This is a genomic window from Streptomyces sirii, assembly GCF_045690365.1.
GTDB lineage: Bacteria > Actinomycetota > Actinomycetes > Streptomycetales > Streptomycetaceae > Streptomyces > Streptomyces sirii.
The window spans coordinates 6,005,231-6,031,118 of sequence record NZ_CP147982.1; the positions used below are offsets into that span (position 1 = coordinate 6,005,231).

The 25,888-nt window shown below is 71.8% G+C and carries 24 protein-coding genes and 2 tRNA genes; 15 read left to right on the forward strand and 11 right to left on the reverse strand.

Annotated elements, in window-relative coordinates:
• The first annotated feature begins 91 nt into the window (after positions 1–91).
• From WAB15_RS27170 to WAB15_RS27180, 3 genes are read left to right on the forward strand one after another with little or no spacing between them, the layout of a single operon-like run.
• A complete protein-coding gene (locus tag WAB15_RS27170) occupies positions 92–1,786 on the forward strand; it encodes a TerD family protein (protein WP_407287853.1) in 1,695 nt (564 codons plus the stop codon).
• 15 nt (positions 1,787–1,801) lie between these two features.
• Positions 1,802–2,485 carry an AIM24 family protein gene (locus tag WAB15_RS27175; RefSeq protein ID WP_384439147.1) on the forward strand — a complete coding sequence of 228 codons (684 nt, stop codon included), beginning with the start codon at positions 1,802–1,804 and terminating at the stop codon, positions 2,483–2,485.
• Between the two features lie 20 nt (positions 2,486–2,505).
• On the forward strand, positions 2,506–3,264 hold the full coding sequence (locus WAB15_RS27180; protein WP_399149649.1) for an AIM24 family protein: 759 nt from the start codon (positions 2,506–2,508) through the stop codon (positions 3,262–3,264).
• A gap of 71 nt (positions 3,265–3,335) precedes the next feature.
• Here WAB15_RS27180 and WAB15_RS27185 read toward each other — a convergent pair whose 3' ends face one another.
• Both WAB15_RS27185 and WAB15_RS27190 read right to left on the reverse strand, forming a co-directional pair.
• Positions 3,336–3,866 carry an NUDIX hydrolase gene (locus tag WAB15_RS27185; RefSeq protein WP_407287854.1) on the reverse strand — a complete coding sequence of 177 codons (531 nt, stop codon included), beginning with the start codon at positions 3,864–3,866 and terminating at the stop codon, positions 3,336–3,338.
• Positions 3,863–5,326 (reverse strand): zinc-dependent metalloprotease, encoded by a 1,464-nt coding sequence (locus tag WAB15_RS27190; RefSeq protein WP_399149647.1) that lies wholly within the window; start codon positions 5,324–5,326, stop codon positions 3,863–3,865. Before WAB15_RS27190 ends, WAB15_RS27185 begins: the two co-directional genes overlap by 4 nt.
• A 191-nt stretch (positions 5,327–5,517) precedes the next feature.
• Between WAB15_RS27190 and WAB15_RS27195 the strand changes: the two genes are divergently transcribed.
• The 4 genes from WAB15_RS27195 to WAB15_RS27210 all read left to right on the forward strand — a co-directional run bounded on the left by WAB15_RS27195 (position 5,518) and on the right by WAB15_RS27210 (position 8,839).
• A complete protein-coding gene (locus tag WAB15_RS27195) occupies positions 5,518–6,669 on the forward strand; it encodes an SDR family oxidoreductase (protein ID WP_399149646.1) in 1,152 nt (383 codons plus the stop codon).
• A gap of 102 nt (positions 6,670–6,771) precedes the next feature.
• Positions 6,772–7,254 carry a molybdenum cofactor biosynthesis protein MoaE gene (locus WAB15_RS27200; protein WP_399149645.1) on the forward strand — a complete coding sequence of 161 codons (483 nt, stop codon included), beginning with the start codon at positions 6,772–6,774 and terminating at the stop codon, positions 7,252–7,254.
• Between the two features lie 171 nt (positions 7,255–7,425).
• Complete coding sequence (locus tag WAB15_RS27205) at positions 7,426–7,617, forward strand: hypothetical protein (protein ID WP_399149644.1); 192 nt, start codon at positions 7,426–7,428, stop codon at positions 7,615–7,617.
• A 124-nt stretch (positions 7,618–7,741) separates the two neighbouring features.
• Positions 7,742–8,839: a PDZ domain-containing protein gene (locus tag WAB15_RS27210; RefSeq protein WP_399149643.1), complete on the forward strand. Its 1,098-nt coding sequence runs from the start codon at positions 7,742–7,744 to the stop codon at positions 8,837–8,839.
• Positions 8,840–8,914: 75 nt separating this feature from the next.
• Here WAB15_RS27210 and WAB15_RS27215 read toward each other — a convergent pair whose 3' ends face one another.
• Positions 8,915–9,469 (reverse strand): PPA1309 family protein, encoded by a 555-nt coding sequence (locus tag WAB15_RS27215; RefSeq protein WP_407287855.1) that lies wholly within the window; start codon positions 9,467–9,469, stop codon positions 8,915–8,917.
• 136 nt (positions 9,470–9,605) lie between these two features.
• Here WAB15_RS27215 and WAB15_RS27220 point away from each other — a divergent pair, with 136 nt between their 5' ends.
• The 4 genes from WAB15_RS27220 (at position 9,606) to WAB15_RS27235 (ending at position 14,960) form a co-directional block, all read left to right on the forward strand.
• A complete protein-coding gene (locus WAB15_RS27220; RefSeq protein WP_407289308.1) occupies positions 9,606–12,494 on the forward strand; it encodes a UPF0182 family protein in 2,889 nt (962 codons plus the stop codon).
• Between the two features lie 112 nt (positions 12,495–12,606).
• Positions 12,607–12,680: transfer RNA gene (locus WAB15_RS27225), tRNA-Met, on the forward strand.
• Positions 12,681–12,887: 207 nt separating this feature from the next.
• Positions 12,888–14,726, forward strand: coding sequence for a sel1 repeat family protein (locus WAB15_RS27230; protein ID WP_399149641.1), 1,839 nt, complete (start codon positions 12,888–12,890; stop codon positions 14,724–14,726).
• A gap of 160 nt (positions 14,727–14,886) precedes the next feature.
• Positions 14,887–14,960, forward strand: a tRNA-Met gene (locus WAB15_RS27235).
• Positions 14,961–15,149: 189 nt separating this feature from the next.
• On the opposite strand, the gene WAB15_RS27240 is transcribed toward WAB15_RS27235, so the two are convergent.
• Positions 15,150–15,569 (reverse strand): Fur family transcriptional regulator, encoded by a 420-nt coding sequence (locus WAB15_RS27240; RefSeq protein WP_399149640.1) that lies wholly within the window; start codon positions 15,567–15,569, stop codon positions 15,150–15,152.
• A 159-nt stretch (positions 15,570–15,728) separates the two neighbouring features.
• Here WAB15_RS27240 and WAB15_RS27245 point away from each other — a divergent pair, with 159 nt between their 5' ends.
• Positions 15,729–17,192 carry a catalase gene (locus WAB15_RS27245; RefSeq protein WP_399149639.1) on the forward strand — a complete coding sequence of 488 codons (1,464 nt, stop codon included), beginning with the start codon at positions 15,729–15,731 and terminating at the stop codon, positions 17,190–17,192.
• A 142-nt stretch (positions 17,193–17,334) separates the two neighbouring features.
• On the opposite strand, the gene WAB15_RS27250 is transcribed toward WAB15_RS27245, so the two are convergent.
• On the reverse strand, positions 17,335–17,736 hold the full coding sequence (locus WAB15_RS27250) for a cyclic nucleotide-binding/CBS domain-containing protein (protein WP_384442932.1): 402 nt from the start codon (positions 17,734–17,736) through the stop codon (positions 17,335–17,337).
• A gap of 162 nt (positions 17,737–17,898) precedes the next feature.
• Positions 17,899–18,702 (reverse strand): histidinol-phosphatase, encoded by an 804-nt coding sequence (hisN, locus tag WAB15_RS27255; RefSeq protein ID WP_399149638.1) that lies wholly within the window; start codon positions 18,700–18,702, stop codon positions 17,899–17,901.
• A gap of 209 nt (positions 18,703–18,911) precedes the next feature.
• Between hisN and WAB15_RS27260 the strand changes: the two genes are divergently transcribed.
• A complete protein-coding gene (locus WAB15_RS27260; RefSeq protein ID WP_407287856.1) occupies positions 18,912–19,637 on the forward strand; it encodes a TetR/AcrR family transcriptional regulator in 726 nt (241 codons plus the stop codon).
• A 76-nt stretch (positions 19,638–19,713) separates the two neighbouring features.
• Here the strand turns inward: WAB15_RS27260 and WAB15_RS27265 are convergent, their stop codons facing one another.
• The 4 genes from WAB15_RS27265 to WAB15_RS27280 all read right to left on the reverse strand — a co-directional run bounded on the left by WAB15_RS27265 (position 19,714) and on the right by WAB15_RS27280 (position 23,436).
• Entirely contained in the window at positions 19,714–20,037 is a 324-nt protein-coding gene (locus WAB15_RS27265) for a DMT family transporter (RefSeq protein ID WP_399149636.1), read from the reverse strand.
• Positions 20,038–20,190: 153 nt separating this feature from the next.
• Positions 20,191–21,198: a ribosome small subunit-dependent GTPase A gene (gene rsgA / locus WAB15_RS27270; RefSeq protein WP_407287857.1), complete on the reverse strand. Its 1,008-nt coding sequence runs from the start codon at positions 21,196–21,198 to the stop codon at positions 20,191–20,193.
• A 14-nt stretch (positions 21,199–21,212) separates the two neighbouring features.
• Positions 21,213–22,577, reverse strand: coding sequence for a 3-phosphoshikimate 1-carboxyvinyltransferase (aroA, locus tag WAB15_RS27275; protein ID WP_393489015.1), 1,365 nt, complete (start codon positions 22,575–22,577; stop codon positions 21,213–21,215).
• 145 nt (positions 22,578–22,722) lie between these two features.
• On the reverse strand, positions 22,723–23,436 hold the full coding sequence (locus tag WAB15_RS27280; protein ID WP_399149633.1) for a M50 family metallopeptidase: 714 nt from the start codon (positions 23,434–23,436) through the stop codon (positions 22,723–22,725).
• A 35-nt stretch (positions 23,437–23,471) separates the two neighbouring features.
• Between WAB15_RS27280 and WAB15_RS27285 the strand changes: the two genes are divergently transcribed.
• Together WAB15_RS27285 and WAB15_RS27290 are read left to right on the forward strand one after the other, a co-directional pair.
• Positions 23,472–24,302: an SOS response-associated peptidase gene (locus WAB15_RS27285; protein WP_407287858.1), complete on the forward strand. Its 831-nt coding sequence runs from the start codon at positions 23,472–23,474 to the stop codon at positions 24,300–24,302.
• Positions 24,303–24,373: 71 nt separating this feature from the next.
• Positions 24,374–25,021 carry an alpha/beta family hydrolase gene (locus tag WAB15_RS27290; protein ID WP_407287859.1) on the forward strand — a complete coding sequence of 216 codons (648 nt, stop codon included), beginning with the start codon at positions 24,374–24,376 and terminating at the stop codon, positions 25,019–25,021.
• 24 nt (positions 25,022–25,045) lie between these two features.
• Here WAB15_RS27290 and WAB15_RS27295 read toward each other — a convergent pair whose 3' ends face one another.
• Positions 25,046–25,663 (reverse strand): helix-turn-helix domain-containing protein, encoded by a 618-nt coding sequence (locus WAB15_RS27295; RefSeq protein ID WP_399149630.1) that lies wholly within the window; start codon positions 25,661–25,663, stop codon positions 25,046–25,048.
• Positions 25,664–25,888: the final 225 nt, after the last annotated feature.

Genomic DNA, 25,888 nt, shown 5'->3' on the forward strand with positions numbered 1-25,888 from the left:
GGTGCGCCCCGGCATCGCTCGGTGTCGGTGCCAGCGGATAGCCTGGCGACGCAGACGAACTCACAGCGGGAGCGGGGGACGGGCGTTACGTATGGCCAGGGAATTCCAGCGGGGCCACAAGGCCAAGATCGGTGATCTGACGGCGGGAACGGATCTGTACGTCGGCGTGCAGATCACCGGACCCGGCCTGACCTTCGACATCAGCTGCTTCGGACTGGACGCCGACGAGCGACTCTCCGACGACCGGTACTTCATCTTCTTCAACCAGCCCAAGTCGCCCGAGGAGTCGGTACAGCTGCTCGGCGCGCAGGCCGGCGACAGCGAGTCCTTCCGGGTCACCCTCGACAAGATCCCGCCGCACATCCAGAAGCTCTCCTTCACCGCCGCGCTGGACGGCGCGGGCCAGGTCTCGCAGATCGGCCCCGGCTACATCCGGATCGTGGCCGGCGGCGAAGAGGTCGCCCGCTACTCCTTCACCGGCAGCGAGTTCAGCACGGAACGCGCCGTGATGCTCGGCGACTTCTACCTCAAGGACGTCTGGCGGTTCGCCGCGGTCGGCCAGGGGTTCGACGGCGGTCTGGAGGCGCTGCTGAAGAACTTCGGCGGCGAGGTCGCCGAGGAGGCCGAGGCGCAGCCCGAGCCGCCCGCCCCGGCCCAGGGCGTGCCCGGCTTCGCGCCGCCGCCCGGGCAGGCCGCCCCCGCCCCCTCCTTCGCGGCGCCCGCCGCCGCGCCCGCACCGCCGCAGCCCGCACCGGAGTTCGGCCCGCCGCCGGGCGCCCCGCAGGCTGCGCCCCCGCAGGCCCCCGCGCCGCAGGCCCCGCCGCCCGCCGCCCCGCAGGTGCACAGCGCGCCCACGATCGCCGCGCCGCTCGCCCCGCCCCCCGGCCCGGTGGCGCCGCCCGGGCAGCAGCCGACCGCCCCCTACGGCCATCCGGCGCCCGGTCAGGAGCCGTACGGCCAGCCGCAGCCCGCGCCCGGCGGCTTCCCCGGCCAGCAGGTCCCGCAGGCACCCCCGTACGGCCAGCCCCAGTTCCCGGGCCAGCCCGCCCCGTACGGCCAGCCGGGACAGCAGCCTCCGGGTGTCCCCTACCCCGGCGGCCAGGCCGCGGTCCCCCAGGGCGGCGGCCCCGGCCTCGGCGTCGTACTGGACAAGTACAAGGAAGCCCCCACGGGCCAGCGCTGGGCGCCGCAGAACAGCAAGCTGATCCGCGTCGACCTCGGTGTCGACGGCCAGCCGGTGCTCGCCCGCCAGGGCAGCATGGTGCTCTACCAGGGCAAGGTCGACTTCGGCTACAAGGGCGCCGGCTTCCGCGGCCGGATCGTCGGCAACGCCACCGGCCAGGAGATGCAGCTGATGCGCTGCACCGGCCAGGGCCAGGTCTTCTTCGCGGAGAACGGCGCCCATGTGCACCCCATCGAGCTGCAGGGCGACGCCATCTGCGTGTCGGCCGAGTCCGTCCTCGCCTTCGACGAGTCGCTGCAGCACGAGGTCCGCCGGATCGAGGGCCACGGCATCCCCGGTGGCGCCCTGTTCACCATGCAGTTCCAGGGGACCGGCACCGTCGTCGTCAAGACCCAGGGCACCCCGGTCGTGCTGCCGGTCACGCCGACCACCTTCGCCGACTCCAACGCCATCGTGGCCTGGTCCGCCGCCTCACAGGTGATCATCTCCAGCCAGGTGAGCCTGCGCCGGCACGCCTATCCGGGCCACTCCGGGGAGACCGTGAACCTCCAGTTCCGCGGTGCGCCCGGCAACTTCATCGTCGTCCAGCCCTACGAGGTCTGAGGGAGCCCGTAACTCATGAACCAACAGCAGCTGTCGGGCTACGTCCCGACCCCGCCCGCCGCCCGTATGGAGAACCACGGCAGCGCCATGGTGAAGATCGCCATGCAGAGCGGCCAGGACGTCTTCGCACGCACCGGTTCGATGGTCGCCTACGAGGGCTTCGTCCAGTACGAGCCGAACCCACCCGCCGTCCGCCAGATGGCCTCCCAGTGGCTCACGGGCGAGGGCGCGCCCCTGATGAAGTGCTCCGGCGACGGCCTGCTCTATCTGGCCGACTACGGCGCCGACGTGGTCTGCATCAACCTCAACGGCGATTCGCTCTCCGTCAACGGCACCAACCTCCTCGCCTTCGACGCGCACCTCCAGTGGGGCGTGCAGCGCGTCAAGGGCATGGCGAAGTTCGCCGGCCAGGGACTCTTCAACGTCGGGATCTCCGGCACCGGCTGGGTCGCGCTGACCTCCCGGGGCACGCCCATCGTCGTCGACTGCGGCCGCGGTGAGGACGAGACGTATGTCGACCCGGACGCCCTGGTCGCCTGGTCGACCCACCTGAAGATGAAGGGCAAGCGCAGCTTCAAGGCGTCCTCGATGATCGGGCGCGGCAGCGGCGAGGCGTACCAACTCGGCTTCTCCGGCCAGGGGTTCGTCGTCGTCCAGCCCAGCGAGGACAGCACCGACCGGCTCCGGGCCCGGGGCTGAGGGGGAGGACCGAACACGCCATGCAGAGTCCGCTTTTCGCCTTCACCGAGGCACAGACCCAGGACCGCTACGCCCTGCAGAACAGCCAGCTGCTGCGCGTCGCCCTCCAGGGCCACGAGGACGTCCTGGCCCGCAAGGGGTCGATGGTCGCCTACCAGGGACTGCTCGAATTCGACGGCACCTACCAGACGCCCGGGCAGCAGCGCACCCGCGCCTACTCCGGCGAGGGCCTCGACCTGATGCGCGTCTCCGGGCAGGGCACGGTCTATCTGGCCAACCTCGCCCAGTACGTGCATGTCGTCGACGTCGACCACGACGGTCTGACGGTTGACAGCAGCTATGTCCTGGCGCTGGACTCCGGCCTCCACTGGGAGGCCGTCTCCGTCGACAGCCAGTACGGCATCTCCGGCACCGGCAAGTACCAGCTCAACATCTCCGGGCAGGGCAAGGTCGCCCTGATGACCTCGGGCGAGCCGCTGATGCTGCAGGTCACGCCGGACAAGTACGTCAACGCCGACGCCGACGCCGTGGTCGCCTGGTCCGCCTCGCTGCGGGTGCAGATGCAGGCGCAGACCCACTCCTCCGGCGTGTGGCGGCGACGCGGCAACACCGGCGAGGGCTGGGAGCTGAGCTTCCTGGGCCAGGGCTATGTGCTGGTCCAGCCCAGCGAGCTGCTGCCGCCGCAGAACGCCGTCATCGGCTCCGGTATGGCGGCCCAGTTCGGCATGGGCCAGCAGGGCGCCCGGGGACAGAACCAGGGCAACATCTTCACCAACTGACCCGCCGCCGGCGCCCGTCCGGCGCCCGCCCGCCTCGCAGCGGGTGGGCGCCGGATACGGTCGCCGGTCGTCTACAGCAGCGCCCGGGCGCGCTCCACCAGGCGCGCCACCGACGCATCGGCGACGCCGGGCACCTCGTCGTAGCCGAACCAGCGCAGGTCCAGCGACTCCTCGCTGATCGCCGCCACCGCCCCCTCGGGCGCCAGCGCCGCGTACTGGACGTCCAGATGCACCGCGCAGGGCGTCTGATGGCGATCCAGCCGCACCGGGCCTCCGGGCAGCAGTGTCAGCCCCTGGGCGATGCCCGACTCCTCGCGCGCCTCACGCAGCGCCGCGTCCGCCAGCGAGGCGTCCTCGGGCTCGCAGTGGCCGCCCATCTGCAGCCACATCTCCAGCTTGCGGTGCAGGGTGAGCAGCACCCGGCCGCCGGCCGGGTCGATCACCAGCGCGCTCGCCGTGAGATGCCCGTCCTTGCAGGGCTTCCACATGCCGTCCTGATAGGCGGCGAGGTGATCCAGATACGCCAGCCGCAGCCGCTCCTGATCGGGCGACGGCGCGGGCCACTCCTTGAGCACCCGCGCCGCATCCGCGTGCAGACTCACTTGCCGTCGTCACCCTTGCTCTCGCCCGGTGCCGCATCGGGGCCGTCGCCCTCCTGGGCGGGCTTGCCCAGATCCGGCCGGCCGCCGCTCGCGGCCTCGCCGAGCATCTTGTCGAGCTCGGAGAAGTCCGGCTGCTCGTGGTGCACAAATCCGTCCGGATCGTCCAGATCGGCCGCCGTCGGCAGCATGTCCGGGTGCTCCCACAGGCCGTCGCGGCCCTCCAGGCCCCGCGCGTCCGTGAGCGACGCCCACAGCCGCGAGGCGTCCCGCAGCCGCCGCGGACGCAGCTGGAGACCGATCAGGGTCGAGAAGGTCTGCTCGGCGGGGCCACCGCTGGCCCGGCGCCGCCGCAGGGTCTCCCGCAGCTTGTCCGCCGAGGGCAGATGCGGCTTGGCGGCGGCGTGCACCACCGCGTCCACCCAGCCCTCGACGAGCGCCAGTGCGGTCTCCAGCCGGGCCAGCGCGGCCTTCTGCTCCGGGGTGTCCTCGGGCTGGAACATGCCCTGCTGGAGTGCGTTCTGCAGCTCCTCCGGATGCTGCGGGTCGATCTGGCCGACCACGTCCTCCAGCTTGGTCGTGTCGACCTTGATGCCGCGCGCATAGCCCTCGACGGCACCGAACAGATGCGAGCGCAGCCACGGCACATGGGCGAAGAGCCGCTGGTGGGCGGCCTCGCGCAGGGCCAGATACAGCCGCACCTCCTCCGCCGGCACACCCAGGCCCTCGCCGAACGTGGCGATGTTCACCGGGAGCAGCGCGGCCTTGCCGGCCGGTCCGAGCGGCAGCCCGATGTCCGTCGATCCGACGACCTCGCCGGCCAGGACGCCCAGCGCCTGGCCGATCTGGGTGCCGAACATCGCGCCGCCCATGGAGCGCATCATCCCGAGCAGCGGGCCCGCCATGGCCTGCATCTCCCCGGGCAGCACATCGCCCATGGCCGACCCGACGCGCTCGGCGAGCGGATTGACCAGGTCCTTCCACACCGGCAGGGTCTCCTCGACCCACTCGGCGCGGCTCCAGGCCACCACCGAGCCGGAGCCCGACGGCAGCGACGTGACACCGTCCAGCCACAGATCCGCCAGCCGCACGGCCTCCTCCACGGCTGTGCGCTCGCCCGGCGACAGGCTCGCGTCCTTGCTGCCGTTCTCGGCGCCCTGCGCGACGGTCTGTCGCGCGATGTCCTTGGCCATGTCCCAGTTCACCGGGCCGCCCTCGTACGAGAGCATCTGGCCGAGCTTCTGGAAGGCGGCTCCCAGATCGCCAGGGTTCATTTCGCCACCAGGGCCGCCCATGCCGCCGAAGAGCGCCGCGAACGGATTGTCCGCGCCGCCGCTCCCGCCGCCGAACCCGAACGGGTCCGCGGGGCCCTGGCTACCTCCCTGGCCGCCCTTCTTCTTGCCGTTGTCGCCGTCCTCCGGCTCCTCCGGCGGAAGGCCGAATCCAAATGGGGTGTCACTCACGGGTTTCCTCGGCTCGTAGGGCCGCCGACCAGGTGGCCGACGGCGGCTGCCCGACATCACCTCCAGCGTAGACACCAGGACCGCTTCGGGGCTCGGTGCTTCGCTGTCCCGGTGGCTGCGGCAGGATGGAGCCACCTGGTGCGGACGCGTCAGCACGCGTCCGCACTGAAGACAACCGCTGGAGACGCCCGGTGAGTTCCCCAGATCCGACCGTTCGCGCAGCGCGAAACGCTGCGGCCCAGACCGAGAAGGCAGGCGACACCGCAGGCGGCGCCCCCGACCGGCCGCTGCGCCGGCCCGTCGTCGCCGTCACCGGAGCCGCCTCCGGAGTCGGCGCGCAGCTCACCCGTGCCCTGGTCGCCTCCGACGAGGTCAAGCAGGTGGTGGCCATCGACGAGCGGCGCGGCGACGTCGCCGAGGCGCACTGGCACGTCCTGGACGTGCGCGACCCCGCGATCGCCGACAAGCTGCGCGGCGCGGACGTCGTGGTCCACCTGGCGCTCGACCTCGACCTGGGGACCGACGACACCGCGCGCACCGCCTACAACGTGCGCGGCACCCAGACCGTGCTCACCGCCGCCGCGGCCGCCGGCGTCCACCGGGTGGTGCTGTGCACCTCCGCCATGGTCTACGGGGCGCTGCCCGACAACGATGTTCCGCTGGCCGAGGACGCCGAGCTGCGGGCCACCGCGGACGCCACCGGCGTCGGCGACCTCCTGGAGATCGAGCACCTGGCGCGCCGCGCGCCCCGGGCGCACCCGGGCCTGAACGTCACCGTGCTGCGCCCCACCGTCCTGGTGGGCGGCACCGACACCGCGCTGACCCGCTACTTCGAGTCCCCCCGTCTCCTGGTCGTCGCCGGATCCCGTCCCGCCTGGCAGTTCTGCCATGTCGACGACCTGGTCAGCGCCCTGGAGTACGCGGCCCTGGAGAAGGTCGACGGCGAGCTGGCGGTGGGCTGCGACGGCTGGCTGGAGCAGGAGGAGATCGAGGAGCTGTCCGGCATCCGGCGGATGGAGCTGCCGTCCTCGGTGGCCCTGGGCGCCGCCGCCCGGCTGCACCGCATCGGCCTGACGCCGTCGCCCGCGGGGGACCTCGCCTACACGATGCACCCCTGGGTGGTCAGCGGCAGCCGGCTGCACGACGCGGGCTGGCGGCCCCGGTGGACGAACGAGGAGGTGCTCGCCGAGCTGCTGGAGGAGGTCGCCGGACGGCACACCGTCGCCGGCCGCCGGCTGGGCCGCAAGGACGCCACCGCCGCGGGTGCCGCCGGCGCCACCGTCGCGCTCCTGGGAACGGCCGCGCTGGTGCGGCGCGCCCGCAAGGCCCGCCGGCGGATCTGAGCGGCAGCGCCGGCCGGCCTGGAGGAGTCTCCATACGACGGCTGGGACGACCGGCGGAAACCGCCATTCCCAGCGTCCCCGCGGTTACGGCACGATGGAGGTATGTCTGGCACGCCCTTCTCTTCGACGCCCGGCCGCGACCACCCCGGTGAGCGGGCCGCCGCGGACCCGATCCGGCTCCTGGATATCCGCGACACCGCGCTGTCGCTGGACGAGGTCTTCACGGCCGTGGGGGACGCGGCCGCCGGCGGCACGGCCCTGTTCGTCGGCACGGTCCGCTCGCACGACAACGGTGCCGACGTCGATCGCCTGGGGTACTCCGCGCACCCGACGGCCGTGGCGGAGATGCGCCGGATCGCCGAGAAGGTCGTCGCCGAGTACCCGGTGCGGGCACTGGCCGCCGTCCACCGGGTGGGCGACCTGAGCATCGGCGACCTGGCAGTGGTCGCGGCGGTGTCCTGCCCCCACCGGGGCGAGGCGTTCGAGGCCTGCCGCAAGCTGATCGACGACCTCAAGCACGAGGTTCCGATCTGGAAGCACCAGATGTTCGTGGATGGAACCGAGGAGTGGGTAGGAGCCTCCTAAGTACGGGGGCGGCGGCCCTTGGCTCCGAGGCGACAGTGCTCGAACGCGGGGCCGAACCGGTGTCGCGCGTTCCGGTTGCGTAACCCGCCCCCTGGCGTGAGCGTTGACCGGGCAGATGGTTAATCTGCTTATTCGTCGATTGCGGTCGTGCAAGGGGTTGGGAGGTCGCTGATGGGTGCGCTCCTGTGGTTGCTGATTCCGGTTGGTGCCGGGCTGGTCGCCGCACTCTGGAGCAGCTGGGCCCTGCGTCACCGCAAATCCGGCGATGTGGCGGAGCTGGCGGGCTACGCCCGGTTCCGTGACGCGATGGAGAGAGAGCATTCCGCTTCCGAGCCCGCCCCGGCCGGCTCCGACTCGGTCTGAGCGCCGTCATCCATACGCAGTAGCAATCCGGGGCGCGTGCCCGCGTCGGCGTGCGGTCGGGTGTTCGACCCCGGACGGACGGCCCCGCGGGCCGGTTGTCATACCCGTCCCGTACTGTCGTTCCATGCCACGCCGCACCGCGACGCTGCTCGCCTCGTTCCTGATGCTGATCGCGCTGCTCTGCGCGGGGGTGCTGTTCCCCGTGCCGTACGCGGAGATGTCTCCGGGGCCGACGGTGAACACTCTCGGCGATCACGACGGCGAGCCGGTGCTGCAGATCTCCGAGCGCAAGACCTATCCGACGACCGGTCATCTGAACATGACCACCGTCCGGGTCACGGGCCCCGACTACACCATGAACCTCTTCGAGGCGCTCTACGGTTGGCTCGACCACGACAGCGCCGTGGTGCCGCACAAGACGCTCTACCCCGAGGGGCAGACGGCCGAGCAGGCCGATCAGGAGAACGCCGAGGAGTTCAGCCAGTCCCAGGAGAGCGCCAAGGTCTCCGCCCTCAAGCAGCTGAACGTGCCGGTCGGCACGCAGACCGTCGTCGGTTCCGTCGTCAAGGACAAGCCGGCCGACGGGCGGCTGCACGCGGGCGATGTGATCAAGGCGGTGGACGGCACGGAGGTCGAGCAGGCGGGCGATGTCGCCAAGCTCGTCACCAAGCACAAGCCCGGTGAGAAGGTCGTCTTCACGATCATCCCGGCCAAGGTGGCGGCCGCGGCCGAGAAGCGGGGCAAGCGGCCCGAGACCGGCGCGCAGCAGATCTCGATCACGACCCAGAAGGCGGACGACGGCCGCGCCATCGTGGGCATCCAGGCCGACGTGGACCACATCTTCCCGTTCCCCATCGACATCAAGCTGGCCGACGTCGGCGGCCCGAGCGCCGGGCTGATGTTCGCGCTCGGCATCGTCGACAAGCTCACGCCCGGGAACATGACCGGCGGCAGGTTCGTGGCCGGTACGGGCACGATCGACGACAAGGGCAAGGTCGGCCCGATCGGCGGCATTTCGATGAAGACGGTCGGCGCGCGCGACAAGGGTGCGGAGTTCTTCCTGACACCGAAGGACAACTGCGCCACCGCCGCCAAGGGCACCCCGAGCGGGCTGCGCCTGGTGAAGGTCGACACGATAGGCGACGCCGTCAAGGCGCTGGAGAAGATCCGCAAGGGCGACCTCGCCGGCCTGCCGAGCTGCAGCCCGGCAGGCCGGTCCTAGGAAGCCTTCCCCAGGGAGGACTTCCTCAGGGCGCGCCCGAGGAAGACGCCCCCAGGGCCGTTACGCGGCGTCGCGTCAGGCCTCGAAGGTCGCGGAGAGCGCGTCGGCGAGGCCCGGTACGAGCGCCGAGCCGGTGAGGACCTCGGCGGTGGAGTCCTTCTCGCGCAGGCGCAGCGCCGATTCGCGGGAGCCGTCGCGCAGCACGGCCACCGTCATCCGGACCTCCTGGCGGTCCGGGTGCTTGGCGACCCACTTGGCGAGCTGCGCCTCGTCCATGCCCTCGGGCTCGGAGTCCTCGGCGGACGGCGGCAGCATCAGCCGCTCCACGGTCAGCGCACAGCCGGTGACGGCGTCCGGCCAGGCGATGGTGCCCAGGAACTCGTCGAGCGGCACACCGGCCGGGATCTCGTCCTGTTCCACGGGGGTCAGGGAAGCGGTGGTGGAGTCGTCGATGCCGAGCTGGGCGGCGAGCGAGGGCTCCTGCGCACGCAGCTTGGCGGTGTCGACGAGGGCGAACAGTCGGGCGGGCTGATCCCAGCCGAGCCCGGCGCTGTACTCATCGATTTCGAGTACCGCGCGGGTCAGCGGGTCGGCGGCGAGCGGGGTGCCGTCAACGGGGAGGTTGGTCATGCTCAACATCGTGCCTTGTCCACCCCGGAAATCGGGAACCGAGTAAAGCCTTCGTAAGTTGCATCAGTGGGTCCTACTATCGCCGGGCCTGCTCCACACGACAGCGAACTTCGAGGTGCGCACCTTGGCTTTCCAGATGCCGGACCGCGGCGGAGGCCCCACAGGGCCACGGATCAGAGTCGGCCGACCATCGCGGCGGATCCGGACCCTGCTCATGACATTGGGTGTGCTGGCCGTACTGGCCATGCTCTTCGTGATGTTTGCGGGGTTTTGGACCGATTGGCTGTGGTATCGCTCGGTCAAGTACTCCTCGGTCTTCACCACCACCCTGACGACGAAGATCGGCCTCTTCGCCGTCTTCGGCGTCCTGATGGCCGTGGCCGTCGGCTTCAACGTCTGGCTGGCGCACCGCCTGCGGCCGCCGCTGAGCGCGATGTCCATGGAGCAGCAGAGCCTGGACCGCTATCGGATGAGCATCGCGCCCTTCAAGAAGTGGGCGCTGATCGCCATCACGGCGGTGGTCGGTCTGATCGCCGGCGCCTCCGCGTCCGGTGAGTGGCGCACGTGGCTGCAGTGGGTCAACGGCGTCCCGTTCGGCAAGACGGACCCGCAGTTCGGCATGGACGTCTCGTTCTACGCGTTCGACCTGCCCTGGTACCGCTTCCTGCTGAGCTTCGGCTTCGCCTGCGCGGTGCTGTGCCTGGTGGCCGCCGCGCTGACGCACTACCTCTACGGCGGACTGCGGTTGACCAGCCCCGGTTCGCGGGCGACGGCCGCGGCCACCGGCCATCTGTCGGTGCTGCTGGGCCTCTTCGTCTCGCTCAAGGCGGTCGCGTACTGGCTCGACCGGTACGGACTCGCGGTGAAGTCCAGCGGCCTGAAGTCGGCCGAGAACTGGGCGGGCCTGCGCTATGTGGACGCCAACGCCTACCTCCCGGCGAAGACCATCCTGTTCTTCATCGCGGCGATCTGCGCGGTGCTGTTCTTCGCGACGCTCTGGCGGCGTACCTGGCAGCTGCCGGTGATCGGCTTCGGCCTGATGGTGCTCTCGGCGATCCTGATCGGCGGGCTGTATCCGGCCATCGTGCAGAAGTTCCAGGTCCAGCCGAACGAGCAGGCCAAGGAAGCGCCGTACATCAAGCAGAACATCAAGGCGACCCGGGACGCGTACGACATCCAGGACGCCGAGGTCACGCCGTACAAGGGCGACTACAAGCCCACCAGCAAGGAGGACGGCCAGCGGCTGCGTGACAACGCCGACACCACCGCCAGCATGCGGCTGCTGGACCCGAACGTGGTCTCGCCGGCCTTCCAGCAACAGCAGCAGGTGCGGGCGTACTACCAGTTCCCGTCCACCCTCGACGTCGACCGGTACAAGGACCAGGACGGCGCCGAGCAGGACACCGTCATCGGTCTGCGCGAGCTGAACATCGCCGGCATCCCCGAGCGCAACTGGATCAACGACCACTTCAAGTACACCCACGGCTACGGCGCGGTCGCCGCCAAGGGCACCGAGGCCGCCGACGGCGGCGGTCCGAAGTACACCGAGTCGGATCTGCCCGCCAAGGGGCAGCTCCCCAAGCACGAGCAGCGGGTGTACTACGGCGAGAAGACCACGCAGTACTCCATCGTCGGCGGTCCGCAAAAGGAGCTGGACTACTCCGACGACAGGGGCGAGAAGAGCTACAGCTACCAGGGCGACAGCGGGGTCAACCTCGCCAACCCGATCAATCGCGCCGCGTACGCGGTGGCGTTCGGGGAGCCGCAGATCCTCTACTCCGGCGCGATCGGCGACGGCTCGCGGATCCTGTACAACCGCACGCCCAAGGAGCGCGTCGAGTCCGTCGCCCCCTGGCTGACCATCGACGGCGACGCCTATCCGGCGGTCATCGACGGCCGGATCAAGTGGATCGTGGACGCCTACACCACCAGCGACGGCTATCCGTACGCCTCGCGCACCACGCTCGGGGACACCACGGCCGACTCGCTCACCGACGGGCAGCGGGCGGTGGTGGCCCAGCAGAACCAGGTCAACTACATCCGCAACTCCGTCAAGGCGACGGTCGACGCCTACGACGGCTCGGTCAAGCTCTACCAGTGGGACGAGAAGGACCCGGTCCTCAAGACCTGGATGAACGCCTTCCCTGGCACGGTCGAGAAGAAGAGCGCCATCAGCCCGGCGCTCAAGGAGCACCTGCGCTACCCGCAGGACCTCTTCAAGGTGCAGCGCCAGCTGCTGACCACGTACCACGTCACGGACCCGGGGACCTTCTACACCGGCTCCGAGCGCTGGCAGATCCCCAGCGACCCGACGACCAAGTCGGGCAACGCGGTACCGCCGTACTACCTGAGCATGAAGATGCCGGATCAGAAGGATCAGACCTTCTCGCTGACGACGACCTTCACGCCGAACAAGAAGGACAACCTCGGCGCCTTCATGGCCGTCGACGCCAATGCGACCAGCGGCGACTACGGCAAGATCAGGCTGCTGAAACTGCCCGCGCAGACCCCGGTCCCCGGTCCGCAGCTGGTGCAGTCGAAGTTCAACTCCGATCCGGTCATCGCCAACGAGCTCAACATCCTCAAGAAGTTCGGCGATTCGGAGATCGAGTACGGCAATCTGCTGACCGTTCCACTGGACGGCGGACTGCTCTACGTCGAACCGGTGTACCTGCGCGGCGCCAACACCAACTACCCCCTGCTGAAGAAGGTGTTGGTGAGCTACGGCGACAACAAGCCGGTCCTGGAGGACTCCCTCAAGGACGCGCTGGACGTGGTCTTCGGGAAGAAGGCGCCCAGTTCGGGCACGGAGAAGCCGCCGGGCGGCGGTGACACCGGCCAGCAGCCGCCCTCGAACCAGACGGTGCAGCAGGCCCTGTCCGACGCCCAGAAGGCCTATGAGGAAGGCGAGAAGGCGCGCGTGGCGGGCGACTGGGGCGCTTACGGCGAGGCCCAGAAGAAGCTCAAGGCGGCGCTGGACCGGGCCGCGAAGGCGTCCGAGAAGGGCGGCAAGTCGGGCGACTGAGTCGCCGGCGGTGGTCTCTGGGCCCCGTGGCCGCCGGTGTGCAACCGGCGGCCACGGGGCCGCGCCACTGCGGGGGCCGGCCCTGTGCCGTGATAGATTGATGGCACAACGACGCGGGGTGGAGCAGCTCGGTAGCTCGCTGGGCTCATAACCCAGAGGTCGCAGGTTCAAATCCTGTCCCCGCTACGGAAAGCCGAAGGCCTGGATCCGAACGGATCCGGGCCTTCGTCATGCGTTCGGGTCGATCCTGAGGAAGGCCGGGTCGCGCGGCCTATGTAGGGAACCTGTGTGCTTGAGTTTGACAAGTCGCCGTGTCGGGAAGTCGACAAACCGCTGAAGTGACCTCACTGGCTGCGGTATACCAGGTGTACGCGGGTTACAGGTGATGCGACGATGGGTCTTATGGGGGACAAGGCAAGGTTGTTGGAGACGGACCGGTTTGTGCATGCGCCCGACGACGGGCGCGAATCCGAGCTGCAGATGGACGCGATGGAGGCCGCCGAAGCCTCCGATGCCGTGACCGAGACCGGCTACCGCCGGGCGGCCGAGGCGGGCGACACCGCCGCGATGAGCGCACTCGGCGCGGTGCTGCTGCGCCGCGGTGACCTCGACGGCGCCGAGCCGCATCTGCGCTCCGCGGCCGCCGCCGGGGACCGCGCCGCGGCCAACAACCTCGGCGTACTGCTGCACCAGCGCGGCTACGGGGACGAGGCGGCCGGCTGGTGGCGGATCGCCGCCGTCGCCGGATCCGCCGCCGCCGCGCACGCCCTGGGGCGGCACTACCGCGAGCGCGGCGACGAGCCGGCCGCCGAGTACTGGCTGCGCCAGTCCGCCGAGTCGGGCCACTGCCTGGGCGCGTACGCCCTCGCCGACCTGCTGGAGCACCGCGGCGACATCGGCGCCGAGCGCTGGTTCCGGGCGGCCGCCGAGCGCGGCCACCGCGAGGCCGCCTACCGCCTCGCCCGGCTGATCGAGGACGGCCGCGACGACCGCCGGGCGGCCACCGCCTACGGCGAGCTGAACCAGCAGGAGGAGGCCGAGCAGTGGTACCGCCAGGCCGCCGCGCGCGGCCACCGCAGGGCGGCGCTGCAGCTGGGCGCACTCCTGGAGGACCGCGGCGACGTCCAGGAGGCGGGCCGCTGGTACCTGTCCGCCGCCAAGGACGGCGAGGCGCGCGCGGCCTGTGCGCTGGGCTACCTGCTGCGCGACGCCGGCGACGAGGAGAGCGCCGCGGAGTGGTGGCGGCGCGCCGCCCAGGACGGCGACGGCAACGCCGCCAACGCGCTGGGCGCGCTGCACGCCGAGCGCGGTGAGCTGCAGAGCGCCGAGCGCTGGTACCGCGTCGCGCTGGACGCCGGGGACGTCAACGGGGCGTACAACATCGGCTTGTTGTGCGCCCGGCAGGGCCGGGCCGGGCGCGGCGAGCAGTGGTACCGCCGCGCCGCCTACGCCGGGCACCGCGAGGCCGCCAACGCGCTGGCCATCCTGCTGCTGCAGCGCGGCGACGCCTCGGGGGCCGAGCCGTGGTTCTCCAAGGCGGCCGAGGCGGGCAGTGTGGATGCCGCGTTCAACCTCGGCATCCTCTTCGCCGGGCGCGGCGAGGAGCGGATGGCGCACACCTGGTACGAGCGGGCGGCCGCGGCCGGGCACACGGAGGCGGCGCTGCAGGTCGCCATCGTGCAGCTGCGGGACGGCGAGCTCCAGCGCGCGGAGCGCAATCTGCGCTGTGCGGCTGGCGGCGGCAGTGCCGAGGCGGCCTTCCGGCTCGCGGACCTGCTGGACCGCAGGGCCGCGGCGGCGGGTGAGGGGCTGGCCGACAGTGAGCGGGCGGCGGACGACGAGAGCATGCAGTGGTACGAGCGTGCCGCCCGGCAGGGCCATCGCCGCGCCCAGGTACGGGTTGGCATGTTCGCGGCGGCTCGTGGCGAGCTGGCCGAGGCCGCGGACTGGTACCGCACGGCGGCCGAGTCCGGCAGCCGCAACGGCGCCTTCAACCTCGGGCTGCTGCTGGCCCGGGAGGGCAGCCTTCCCGAGGCGGCTCTGTGGTGGCAGCGGGCCGCCGAGGCCGGGCACGGCCGGGCCGCCCTGCGGCTGGCGCTGATCGCCGCCCGGCGCGGCGCGCTCGCGGAGGCGCAGGCCTGGTGTGCGCGCGCCGTCGAGCTGGGGCCGCCAGAGGTGGCGGAGCGCGCGGCTCGGCTGCGTGCGGCGCTCCAGGACGAGCTCAGCGCGTAGTGCGCGCCTTCCCGGATCGGGCTCGGTCCGGGAAGGCATGTACGCGCGGCAGGCGGGGCGGGGTGGGCCCACAAGCCCCGGGGCCGCGGGCCGGACCCCGGGCGGCGGGAAAGGGATTTGCGCTGGTCGTCGGGCCGGGGTTAGAGTAAACCCACAACGACGCGGGGTGGAGCAGCTCGGTAGCTCGCTGGGCTCATAACCCAGAGGTCGCAGGTTCAAATCCTGTCCCCGCTACTCACAGGCCAAGGCCCGGATTCCATGGGATCCGGGCCTTCGTCGTGTCTGCGGCGGGTCGTTACGGTCGACGGGCCCGCCGGCGGGTGAAGGGCCCGGGGCGCGCGAAGGAGCCCGCGGCCGGATGGGCGCGGGCTCTCGGGCGGAGTGCGGCGCGGCCTGCCGGAACGGGGCAGGCGCGGCCCTGCGTCAGGACGTGCTGCTGCAGTGGGGGCAGATGCCCCGGTAGGTCACGGTGACCTCGGAGACCTGGAAGCCGTAGCGCTCCGGCTCGGGGAGGGCGGACAGCGGGTCGCCCTGGACGTGCACATCGCGGATCGTGCCGCACTGTGAGCAGATGAGGTGCTGGTGGTCGTGATGGGCGTTGGGGTCGTAGCGCTTGGCGCGGCCGTCCGTGCTCACCTCGATCACCTCGCCGAGCGAGACCAGCTCGCCCAGGGTGTTGTAGACGGTGGCGCGGGAGATCTCCGGGAGTCGGTCGGATGCCAGCGCGTGCACCTCGTCGGCGGTGTAGTGGACGTGGTCCCCGTCGAGGACCTCGGCGACGACGCGTCGCTGCGCGGTCAGCCGCCAGCCGCGTCCTCGGAGCCGTTCCAGCAGGTCACTCATGCCAATCACCTATCAGTCAGATAGAGCCAGGGTAGCAGTGGCCGGTCCATCACCGGATTGTGTACGGCTTTCGGGTCCTTCTTGACTTAGACATTGTCCAATGTAGGATCGGGTTCGGCGCAAGCCAAGGGCAGGTGTAGAAGACTTCAGGAGGCGCACGTGTCGGTAGAGAGCAGCACCGGACCGCTGACCACGGAGACCGGGGCTCCGGTCGCGGACAACCAGAACAGCGAGACGGCCGGCATCGGCGGACCCGGCCTCATCCAGGACCAGCTCCTGATCGAGAAGCTGGCGCACTTCAACCGCGAGCGCATCCCGGAGCGCATCGTGCACGCCCGCGGCGCCGGTGCGTACGGCACGTTCACCGTGACCGCGGACGTGACCAAGTACACCCGCGCCAAGTTCCTCTCCGAGGTCGGCAAGCAGACCGAGACCTTCCTGCGCTTCTCCACGGTCGCGGGCAACCTCGGTGCCGCCGACGCGGTGCGCGACCCGCGCGGCTTCGCGCTGAAGTTCTACACCGAGGAGGGCAATTACGACCTCGTCGGCAACAACACCCCGGTGTTCTTCATCAAGGACGCCATCAAGTTCCCGGACTTCATCCACACCCAGAAGCGCGATCCGTACACCGGCTCGCAGGAGGCCGACAACGTCTGGGACTTCTGGGGTCTGTCGCCCGAGTCCACCCACCAGGTGACCTGGCTGTTCGGTGACCGCGGCATCCCGGCTTCGTACCGCCACATGAACGGCTACGGCTCGCACACCTTCCAGTGGAACAACGAGGCGGGCGAGGTCTTCTGGGTCAAGTACCACTTCAAGACCGACCAGGGCATCGAGAGCCTCACCCAGGACGAGGCCAACAAGCTCGCCGGTGAGGACCCGGACAGCCACCAGCGCGACCTGCGCACGGCCATCGAGCGGGGCGACTTCCCGACCTGGACCGTGCAGGTGCAGATCATGCCCGCGGCCGAGGCGGCGAACTACCGCTTCAACCCGTTCGACCTGACCAAGGTCTGGCCGCACGAGGACTACCCGCCGATCGAGATCGGCAAGCTGGAGCTCAACCGCAACCCGCAGAACATCTTCGCCGAGGTCGAGCAGTCGATCTTCTCCCCGCACCACTTCGTGCCGGGTATCGGCCCGTCCCCCGACAAGATGCTGCAGGGCCGTCTCTTCGCGTACGGCGACGCGCACCGCTACCGCGTCGGCATCAACGCCGACCACCTGCCGGTCAACCGCCCGCACGCCACCGAGGCGCGCACCCACGGCCGGGACGGCGTGCTCTACGACGGCCGTCACGCGGGCCAGAAGAACTACGAGCCCAACAGCTTCGGCGGCCCCGTCCAGACCGACCGGCCGCTGTGGCAGTCGGCCCCCGTCACCGGCGCCACGGGCGAGCAGGCCGCGCCCTCGCACGCCGAGGACACCGACTTCGTCCAGGCCGGCAACCTCTACCGCCTGATGTCGGAGGACGAGAGGGAGCGCCTGATCGACAACCTGGCGGGCTTCATCGCCCAGGTCTCCCGCGACGACATCGCCCAGCGGGCGATCGAGAACTTCCGCAAGGCGGACGCGGACTACGGCAAGCGGCTGGAAGCCGCGGTCCAGGCCCTGCGCGGCTGACAAGGGCCCTGTGCGGCCGGGCTGCCACCGCTCTCGCGGATGCGGTGGCTCGCCGTGGGGGTTGCCCGACTGCCGCTTGCCGTAACAACCGAAGAGGCCGGATGCCGATGGGCTCCGGCCTCTTCGCGTATCCGGCCCGGTGTCAGGCCGGTACGGCACCCGCTCGTGCGGCGGCGGGTGACCAGCAGCGGATGATGTCGCGCACGGACACGACGCCGACCGGCTCATGCCCGTCCAGCACGATCAGATGGCGGAAGCCGCCGCGCACCATGGCGTCCGCGGCGTCGTCCAGGGTCCAGTCCGGGGCGGCGAAGACCACGTCGGGGGTGGTGTGGGTCTGGGCGGTCTCCCGGTCGGGGTTCTCGCCCGCGCCCAGCGAGTTGAGGATGTCGCGCTCGGTGAGGATGCCGATGCCGCTGTTGTCGTTGTCGAGGACCACGGCCGAGCCGATGCGGCGAGCCGCCATCAGCTGCGCCGCCTGGCGGAGGGTGTGAGCGGGCCCGATGGTGAGGACCACCGTGCTCATGGCGTCTTTGACGTACATGGGCATGGAGCGGAGCCACCTCCTTGGTGAATGTGCTTGCGAAGGAATTCACAAGTTCACAAAGTGGGGGATTCTCATGTTCACATGCCGTCGTCGATGCAACAAGGGGCGAGTGTGGGACGTCAGTCCGATTACCCGCCCCCTCAACCGCGTTGGCGCAGGTCAGCGCTTGTCGTCGCCGAGGTAGCTCAGCAGATCCTCGTGCAGCAGGCCGTTGGAGGCCGCCGCGTTGCCGCTGTGCGGGCCGGGCTTGCCGTCCAGGCCGGAGAACTGACCCCCCGCTTCCTTCACCACCACCGCGCAGGCCGCCATGTCCCACAGCGAGAGCTCCGGCTCCGCGCAGATGTCCACCGAGCCCTCGGCGACCATCATGTACGGCCAGAAGTCGCCGTAGGCCCGGGTGCGCCAGCAATCCCGGCTCAGGTCGAGGAAGCCCGCCAGATTGCCGCGCTCCTCCCAGCCGGTCAGTGAGGAGTACGCGAACGACGCGTCCTGGATGCGGCCGACCTTGGACACCTGTAGCCGGGTCGCGGAGGTCAGGCTGCGGCCGGTGAAGGCTCCCAGGCCCTCCGCGGCCCACCAGCGGCGGTTGAGCGCCGGCGCGGAGACGATGCCGACCACCGGGCGGTCGCCGCCCTCGCCGCGCTCCATCAGCGCGATCAGCGTCGCCCAGACCGGCACGCCGCGAACGTAGTTCTTCGTGCCGTCGATCGGGTCGATGATCCAGCGGCGCGGCCCCGCGCCCTCGCTGCCGAACTCCTCGCCCAGCACCGCGTCCCGCGGCCGGGCCCGCTGGAGCTGGCCGCGGATCAGCTCCTCGGCGCTCTTGTCCGCCTCACTCACCGGCGTCATGTCCGGTTTGGTCTCGACCTTGAGGTCGAGCGCCTTGAAGCGCTCCATGGTGGCGGCGTCCGCGGCGTCGGCGAGGACATGGCCGAGGCGAAGATCATCGTGATAGTCGGGCATGTGCGAACAGTATCCATTGGTATACGCCGGAGCCACACGGCCGCGGTCCGCACGGCGTGTGGCGTGCTCCGGCCGGGGGGCGGCGCCGGAGCGCGGTGTGCGCGGGCGGCGCGCGGCGATCGGGCCGTCACGCCCCTTGACAGCCCCTGATGCCACGTCAATTCTGTGCGAAAACCGGCCACCTGGGCCGGCGTCCAGGGAGGCGATGGATGTCCGCAGCGCGTGAATCCCTGCTGGATGCCGCCTATACGGCATTGCTGGCCCGAGCCTGGACGGCGGTACGGATGGTCGATGTCGCGGCCGCCGCCGGCGTCTCCCGGCAGACGCTCTACAACGAGTTCGGCAGCAAGGAGGGCCTCGCCCGGGCCCTGGTGCGCCGGGAGACCGACGGCTATCTCGCCGGGGTCGCCCGGGTGCTGGCCCGCGGCGGCCCCCCGGACGCCGGGACGCGGGCCGACGCGGCGGCCCGGATGGCGGCCGCGGCCACCTGGACGCTGCGGACCGCGCGCGTCAACCCCCTGGTCAGGGCCGCGCTGACCGGCTGCTGGGGAGACCGGCTGCCGGCCCCGGCGGCGGACCCGGTGCCGGCCGGAACGGCACGGTCGGGCGTCCCCGCGCAGCGCAGGGCGCCGGCCGCCGAGGGGCCGCCGCCCGAGCCCGCCGAGCTCGTCGGCCGGCTCCGCGATCAGGCCGTCGCCGTGCTGGAGCCGGGCTGGCCCGAGGAGGAGCGGGCCGCCCTGGGCGCCGCCTGCGAGACCGCGGCGCGGCTGACGCTGTCCTGTGTGGTCGCCCCGGCGGCGGGCGCGGGGCCGGCGCCGGGACGCCTGCCGGCGCGGCGGACGCGGCGGGAGGCGGAGACGGAGGCGGTGTCGCGGCTCGTACGGGGGGCCTTCGCGCGGCTACCGGACGGCGTGGAGTCGGGCGCCCGGCACTGACGGAGCGTCACCGTGGTGGCGGGCGTACGGCGGCCGGCGGGCGACGCCCGGTGCGCCGGTGGCGCCGGCCCGGACCTCAGTGCGCGGAGCCCGACAACTGCAGCCCGATCACGCCCGCGATGACCATCGAGATGGAGACGATCTTCAGCGTGGAGACCAGATCGCCGAGGAAGGCCATGCCGTAGATCGCGGTGCCCGCCGCGCCGATGCCGGTCCACACCGCGTACGCCGGGCCGACGTCCAGCTTGCGCAGCGCCAGCGTCAGCAGGCCGAAGCTGCCCAGGGCGAAGATGGCGAAGGCGATGGTCGGGTACAGACGGGTGAAGCCGTGCGAGAGCTTCAGACAGACCGCGAAGCCGGTCTCCAGCAGCCCCGCCACCACCACCAGCAGCCACGCCATGACCCATTGCCTCCGTCAGCTGGATGAGCGGCGGCAGGACTTCACCCGCACCCATCTGGAGCCCCGATCGGGCGGCCGGGGCCCCGTTACCCGTTCGCCGGCCTTGTGTGATTATGCCTTCACTCAGGGCGGGCGGCAGGGGAACGCCGGCGGTCAGTCGCCCTCGCGTCGCTCGCGGGTGGCCAGCAGGCGGCGCAGCGAATAGAGGCGGGCCGGTTCGGCGTGACCGTCGCTGACCCACTCGTCCAGTGCGCAGTCCTGCTCGTCGTGGCTGCAGGCGCGCGGGCAGCCGGCGGTGCCCGGCTCCAGGTCGGGGAAGGCATGGATCACCCGGGACGGGTCGACGTGGTGCAGTCCGAAGGACCGTACGCCCGGGGTGTCGATGACCCAGCCCGAGCCACCGGGCAGCGGCAGCGCCAGCGCGGAGGTGGTGGTGTGCCGGCCGCGGCCGGTGACCGCGTTGACATGTCCGGTGGCCCGACGGCGCTCCGGGACCAGGGCGTTGACCAGGGTCGTCTTGCCGACACCGGAGTGCCCGACGAACGCCGTCATACGGCCCGTCAGCTGTTCCCGCACCCGCTCGGCGGCGCTGCCGTCGGTGAGTTCGTCGCGGTTGGTGACGACATACGGGACACCGAGCGCGCCGTAGGACTCCAACAGGTCGTCCGCGGACGCCAGATCGGACTTGGTCAGCACCAGCAGCGGGTCCAGGCCCGCGTCGTAGGCGGCGACCAGGCAGCGGTCGATGAGCCGGGGGCGCGGCTCGGGGTCGGCGAGCGCGGTGACGATCGCGAGCTGGTCGGCGTTGGCGACGACGACCCGCTCGAAGGGGTCGTCGTCATCGGCCGTACGGCGCAGCGTCGAGGTGCGCGGCTCGACCCGGACGATCCGGGCGAGGGTGTCCTTGGCGCCGCTCAGATCGCCGACGACGGCGACCTGGTCACCGACCACCGCGCTCTTGCGACCCAGTTCGCGGGCCTTCATCGCGGTGACCGTACGGCCCTCGATGAGGCAGGTCAGCCGGCCGCGGTCGACGGTCAGGACCAGGCCCGCGCCGGCGTCCTCGTGCTTGGGGCGGATGTTGGTGCGGGGGCGGTTGCCCTTGGGGTTGGGGCGGACGCGGATGTCGTCCTCGTCGGGGTTCTTGCCGTAGCGGCGCATGGCGGCGGTACCCCTCAGGCTCTCCGGGCGGGGGCGGCCGCCGGGTCGAGCATGTCCCGCCACAGCGCGGGGAAGTCCGGCAGGGTCTTGGCGGTGGTGGCGACGTTCTCCACCTCTACGCCCTCGACCGCGAGTCCGATCACCGCGGCGGCGGTCGCCAGGCGGTGGTCCTCGTAGGTGTGGAAGATCCCGCCGTGCAGCGGGCGCGGCCGGATGTGCAGCCCGTCCGCGGTCTCGGTGACATCGCCGCCGAGTTCGTTGAGCTCCTTGGTGAGCGCGGCCAGCCGGTCGGTCTCGTGCAGCCGGAGGTGCGCCACGCCGCGCAGCGTGGACGGGGAGTCGGCCAGCGCGGCGACCGCGGCGATGCCGGGGGTCAGCTCGCCGACCTCGCTCAGGTCGACGTCGATGCCGTGGATCCGGCCGCTGCCGGTGAAGGTCAGGCCGTGTTCGGTCAGCTCGCAGGAGCCGCCCATGGTGGTGAAGATCTCGCGCAGCGCGTCACCGGGTTGGGTGGTGTGCTCGGGCCAGTCCGGAATGGTGACCCGGCCGCCGGTGACCAGCGCCGCGGCCAGGAACGGCTGGGCGTTGGACAGGTCCGGCTCGACGACCAGGTCGCGGCCGAGCAGCGCGCCCGGCGTGACCCGCCAGACGTTCGGCTCACCGCCCGCCTCGGGGGTGTCCACCTGCGCGCCGACGCTGCGCAGCATGTCGACGGTCATCCGGATGTGCGGCATCGACGGCAGCGCCGCGCCCACGTGCCGGACCTCGACGCCCTGGTTGAAGCGCGGCGCGGACAGCAGCAGGGCGCTGACGAACTGGGAGGAGGAGGAGGCGTCGATCTCGACCGGGCCGCCGTCCAGGGCGCCGCCGCCGAAGACGGTCATCGGGAGCGCGCCGCGGTGGTCGTCGTCGATCCGGGCGCCCAGGGCGCGCAGCGCGTCGATGACGCCGCCGAGCGGGCGCTCGTAGGAGCGCGGGTCGCCGTCGAAGCGGATCGGGCCGTCGGCGAGGGCGGCGACCGGCGGCAGGAAGCGCATGACCGTTCCGGCGTTGCCGACGTCGATGGTGGCCGGGCCGTGCAGCCCCGCCGGGATGATCCGCCAGGCCTCACCGCCGCCGGGCTGCCCCGCCGCGCCGGCGGAGCTGGAGGAGGCGGTCTCCTCGATGCCGACGCCCATCGTGCGCAGCGCCTCGGCCATCAGCAGCGTGTCGCGGGAGCGCAGCGGGCGGCGCAGCCAGCCGGGCTCGGAGGAGAGGGCGGCCAGCACCAGGCCGCGGTTGGTGACCGATTTGGAGCCGGGCACGGTGACGGTTGCATCGACGGCCCCGGAGGCGAGGGGGGCGGGCCACAGGGCGGGGTGTGCGGGACTCTCGGTCATGCCCTTACTTTAATGGCTGGGCAAGGGTGCCGATCTTGATCAAAAGTGGCGCAACCTCACCGAAACACGGCACTGGTAGTGAGCTCGCGTTACAGACGCGCGCAACCGGGGGCGCGGTGGTACGGGAGGGCGGCCGCCGGCGGCCTCAGAGGCCGAGCAGCCAGCGTCCGCCGCCGATCAGGGAGCACAGCGTCACCACGTGGAACAGGCCGAGCCAGAGGGCCGCCGGGACGTTGGTCAGCCGCGCCAGCTGGTCCGGATCGGAGTCCTCGGCCCCGCCCCGGCGCCGCTTTCCCTGCAGTTCGAAGGGCGGCCGCACCCCGCCCAGCAGCAGGAACCACACCGCCGCGTAAGCGAACGCCGCCTGCACCTCGGCCGTGGTCAGCCAGGACACCAGCACGAACGCGGCGCCGGCCAGTACGACCGTGAGCACGCCGTAGGCATTGCGGATCATGACCAGCATCGCCAGCAGCAGGGCGGTCGCGCCCCACAGCAGTGCCGTGATGTGCCCCGCGGCGAGCAGCGCGGCGCCGGCCAGGCCCAGCAGGGACGGCGCGATGTATCCGGCCGCCGCGGTCAGCACCATGCCGAGACCGGTCGGCTTGCCACGCGAAACGGTCAGACCCGAGGTGTCCGAGTGCAGCCGGATGCCGTCCAGGCGGCGGCCGGTGACCAGCGCGATCAGCCCGTGCCCGCCCTCGTGGGCGATGGTGACGGCGTTGCGCGACAGCCGCCAGGCGGTCCTCGGGACGACGGCGCCCAGCGCGAGCACCGCGGTGACGATCACCAGCCAGAGCGAAGGAGCGGGCTGGGTCCCGAAGACGCGGCTCCATATGTCGGTGAGGTGGTCGGTGTCCATGTCTCCCCTTCGTGTGGCATGGCAGTGTGGCATGCATGTGCGGTAGGTATGCGGCGAGTCGACGGGCCGAGGACGTGGCGGGGCTCTTCGGCGTGCGGCAGTGGGAGCCGAAGGAGACCCTGGCGCCCAGTTGGAACGTGGCGCCGACGGACCCGGTGCACGTGGTGCTGGAGCGCCCCCTCAAGGGCGAGGCGGCCGCCGCGTTCCCGCCGGGCCCGGTGCGCCAGCTGCGGACGCTGAAGTGGGGCCTGGTCCCGTCGTGGTCGAAATCACCCGAGGGCGCCGCGCGGATGATCAACGCGCGGTCCGAGACGGTGCACGAGAAGCCGTCCTTCCGGCAGGCGTTCGCCACCCGCCGCTGCCTGCTCCCCGGGGACGGCTACTTCGAGTGGGTCACCGACGCCGCCGAGCGGCAGCTGGAGGAGCAGGGCCGCAAGAAGCGGTCCCGCAAGCAGCCGTACTTCGTCACGCCCGCGGACGGCTCGGTGATGGCCATGGCCGGGCTCTACGAGTTCTGGCGGGACCGGACGCTGCCCGGCGACCACCCGCTGGCCTGGTGGGTGACCTGCACGGTCGTCACCACCGAGGCCGAGACCACCCCGCTTGCCGGGGCGGACGGCGGCGAGGGACCGCAGTCGCTGGCCGAGATCCACCCCAGGATGCCGCTGGCGTTGACCCCGGACCGCTGGGACGCCTGGCTCGACCCGGCCCGTACGGACCCCGACGCGCTGCGCGGGCTGCTCTCGCCCCCGCCGCCCGGCCTGATGCGCGCCTACCCCGTCCCCACCGAGGTCAGCAACGTCCGCAACAACGGTCCCGAGCTGCTCACCGAGCTCGACGGGCCGGAGGTCGGCACCCTGTTCTGACGGCGGCCCGGCGCGGGCACCGGCGGGCCGCGGTGCCCCTTCCCGCGCCGGGGCGGGGCAGGATGGGGCGTATGAGTACAGGGGCGAAGGAGACCGAGACGGTCGCGACACCGGCGGGCGACGCCCGGATCACCTGGTACCGCGACGCGACGCCGGCCCGGGCAGTGGTGGCCCTCGGCCACGGCGCCGGCGGCGGCATCGAGGCGCGCGATCTGCGGGCCCTGGCGGCCGCGCTGCCGGCCCGCGGCTACACCGTGGCGCTGGTCGAGCAGCCGTGGCGGGTGGCCGGCAAGAAGGTGGCGCCCGCGCCGAAGACCCTGGACACCGGGTGGACCGCGCTGTGGCCGGCGTTGGAGAAGCCGGGCCTGCCGGTGGTCGCCGGCGGCCGGAGCGCGGGGGCCCGGGTGGCCTGCCGTACGGCGCGCGAGCTGGGCGCCGAGGCGGTACTGGCGCTCAGTTTCCCGCTGCACCCTCCGGGGCGGCCGGAGAAGTCCCGGGCGGAGGAGCTGACCGGCGCCGGGGTGCCGACCCTGGTCGTCCAGGGCGGCCGCGACCCGTTCGGCCGGCCGGAGGAGTTCCCGCCGGGGACGCGGATCACCGAGGTCGCGCACGGCGACCACGGCTTCGCGGTGCCGAAGAAGGCGGGCGTCGGCGAGGCGGAGTCGATGGCGGTGATCACGGAGGCCGTGGCGGTCTGGCTCGACACGATGTTCGGCTGACCCCGCCGCCGGCCCGGCCGCCGCTCACCCCTGCCCGCGCGGCCGGGCCCGTACGTGCATCCGCTCGCCCTGTCGGCCGAAGAGGCTCAGCAGCTCCACCGGCTCGTCGCCCGCGGGGCCGAACCAGTGCGGCAGCCGGGTGTCGAACTCCGCGGCCTCGCCGGCCCGCAGCTCCACGTCGCGGTCGGCGAGCAGCAGCCGCAGCCGCCCGGACAGGACGTAGAACCACTCGTACCCCTCGTGCGTACGCTGCTCGGGTGGCTCGCCGCCGGGGTCGATGACCAGCTTGAACGCCTGCAGGGCGCCCGGCTGGCGGGTCAGCGGCACCACGGTGCGGTCCCCGCGCCGCACCGGCACCGCGCGCACCCGCGGATCGCCCACCTCCGGCGCACCCACCAGCTCGTCCAGCGGTACCTGGTGCGCCTGCGCCAGCGGCAGGAGCAGTTCGAGGGTGGCCCGGCGGCCGCCGGACTCCAGGCGCGAGAGGGTGCTCACCGAGATACCGGTCACCTCGGACAGCGCGGCGAGCGTCACCCCGCGCTCCTGGCGCAGCCGCCGCAGCCGCGGGCCCACCTCGCTGAGCACCCGCTCGTAGGCGCTGCCGCCCGTGCCGTTCGTGTCGTCCCGCGCTGTATCGTCCACCCCTCTATTGCCGAAGGGGCAACGCGGTTTGTCAACTCGTGGCGAAGATCGGTGCGCGGAGCGGGAATGAGCCGGCGTATGCGGCTGTTGTGGCTGTCGTAGGTAGTCGAGTACGTCCGGCGAAGCATGAGGAATGGGAGTCCGCCGCATGGGAATCGCTTGCCCGGCCCGCCCGGCCGCAGACCTGCCGTGGTCGCAGATGCAGGTGACGCAGCCCGCCCTGGC

Bases quoted from the DNA above. Each gene is read 5' to 3' on its own strand.
- WAB15_RS27170 (WP_407287853.1), top strand. From the start codon at position 92: ATGGCCAGGGAATTCCAGCGGGGCCACAAGGCCAAGATCGGTGATCTG.
- WAB15_RS27175 (WP_384439147.1), top strand. From the start codon at position 1,802: ATGAACCAACAGCAGCTGTCGGGCTACGTCCCGACCCCGCCCGCCGCC.
- WAB15_RS27180 (WP_399149649.1), top strand. From the start codon at position 2,506: ATGCAGAGTCCGCTTTTCGCCTTCACCGAGGCACAGACCCAGGACCGC.
- WAB15_RS27200 (WP_399149645.1), top strand. From the start codon at position 6,772: ATGTCTGGCACGCCCTTCTCTTCGACGCCCGGCCGCGACCACCCCGGT.
- WAB15_RS27205 (WP_399149644.1), top strand. From the start codon at position 7,426: ATGGGTGCGCTCCTGTGGTTGCTGATTCCGGTTGGTGCCGGGCTGGTC.
- WAB15_RS27210 (WP_399149643.1), top strand. From the start codon at position 7,742: ATGCCACGCCGCACCGCGACGCTGCTCGCCTCGTTCCTGATGCTGATC.
- WAB15_RS27215 (WP_407287855.1), bottom strand. From the start codon at position 9,469: ATGACCAACCTCCCCGTTGACGGCACCCCGCTCGCCGCCGACCCGCTG.
- WAB15_RS27220 (WP_407289308.1), top strand. From the start codon at position 9,606: ATGCCGGACCGCGGCGGAGGCCCCACAGGGCCACGGATCAGAGTCGGC.
- WAB15_RS27230 (WP_399149641.1), top strand. From the start codon at position 12,888: ATGGGTCTTATGGGGGACAAGGCAAGGTTGTTGGAGACGGACCGGTTT.
- WAB15_RS27240 (WP_399149640.1), bottom strand. From the start codon at position 15,569: ATGAGTGACCTGCTGGAACGGCTCCGAGGACGCGGCTGGCGGCTGACC.
- WAB15_RS27250 (WP_384442932.1), bottom strand. From the start codon at position 17,736: ATGTACGTCAAAGACGCCATGAGCACGGTGGTCCTCACCATCGGGCCC.
- hisN (WP_399149638.1), bottom strand. From the start codon at position 18,702: ATGCCCGACTATCACGATGATCTTCGCCTCGGCCATGTCCTCGCCGAC.
- WAB15_RS27260 (WP_407287856.1), top strand. From the start codon at position 18,912: ATGTCCGCAGCGCGTGAATCCCTGCTGGATGCCGCCTATACGGCATTG.
- WAB15_RS27265 (WP_399149636.1), bottom strand. From the start codon at position 20,037: ATGGCGTGGCTGCTGGTGGTGGTGGCGGGGCTGCTGGAGACCGGCTTC.
- rsgA (WP_407287857.1), bottom strand. From the start codon at position 21,198: ATGCGCCGCTACGGCAAGAACCCCGACGAGGACGACATCCGCGTCCGC.
- aroA (WP_393489015.1), bottom strand. From the start codon at position 22,577: ATGACCGAGAGTCCCGCACACCCCGCCCTGTGGCCCGCCCCCCTCGCC.
- WAB15_RS27280 (WP_399149633.1), bottom strand. From the start codon at position 23,436: ATGGACACCGACCACCTCACCGACATATGGAGCCGCGTCTTCGGGACC.
- WAB15_RS27285 (WP_407287858.1), top strand. From the start codon at position 23,472: ATGTGCGGTAGGTATGCGGCGAGTCGACGGGCCGAGGACGTGGCGGGG.
- WAB15_RS27290 (WP_407287859.1), top strand. From the start codon at position 24,374: ATGAGTACAGGGGCGAAGGAGACCGAGACGGTCGCGACACCGGCGGGC.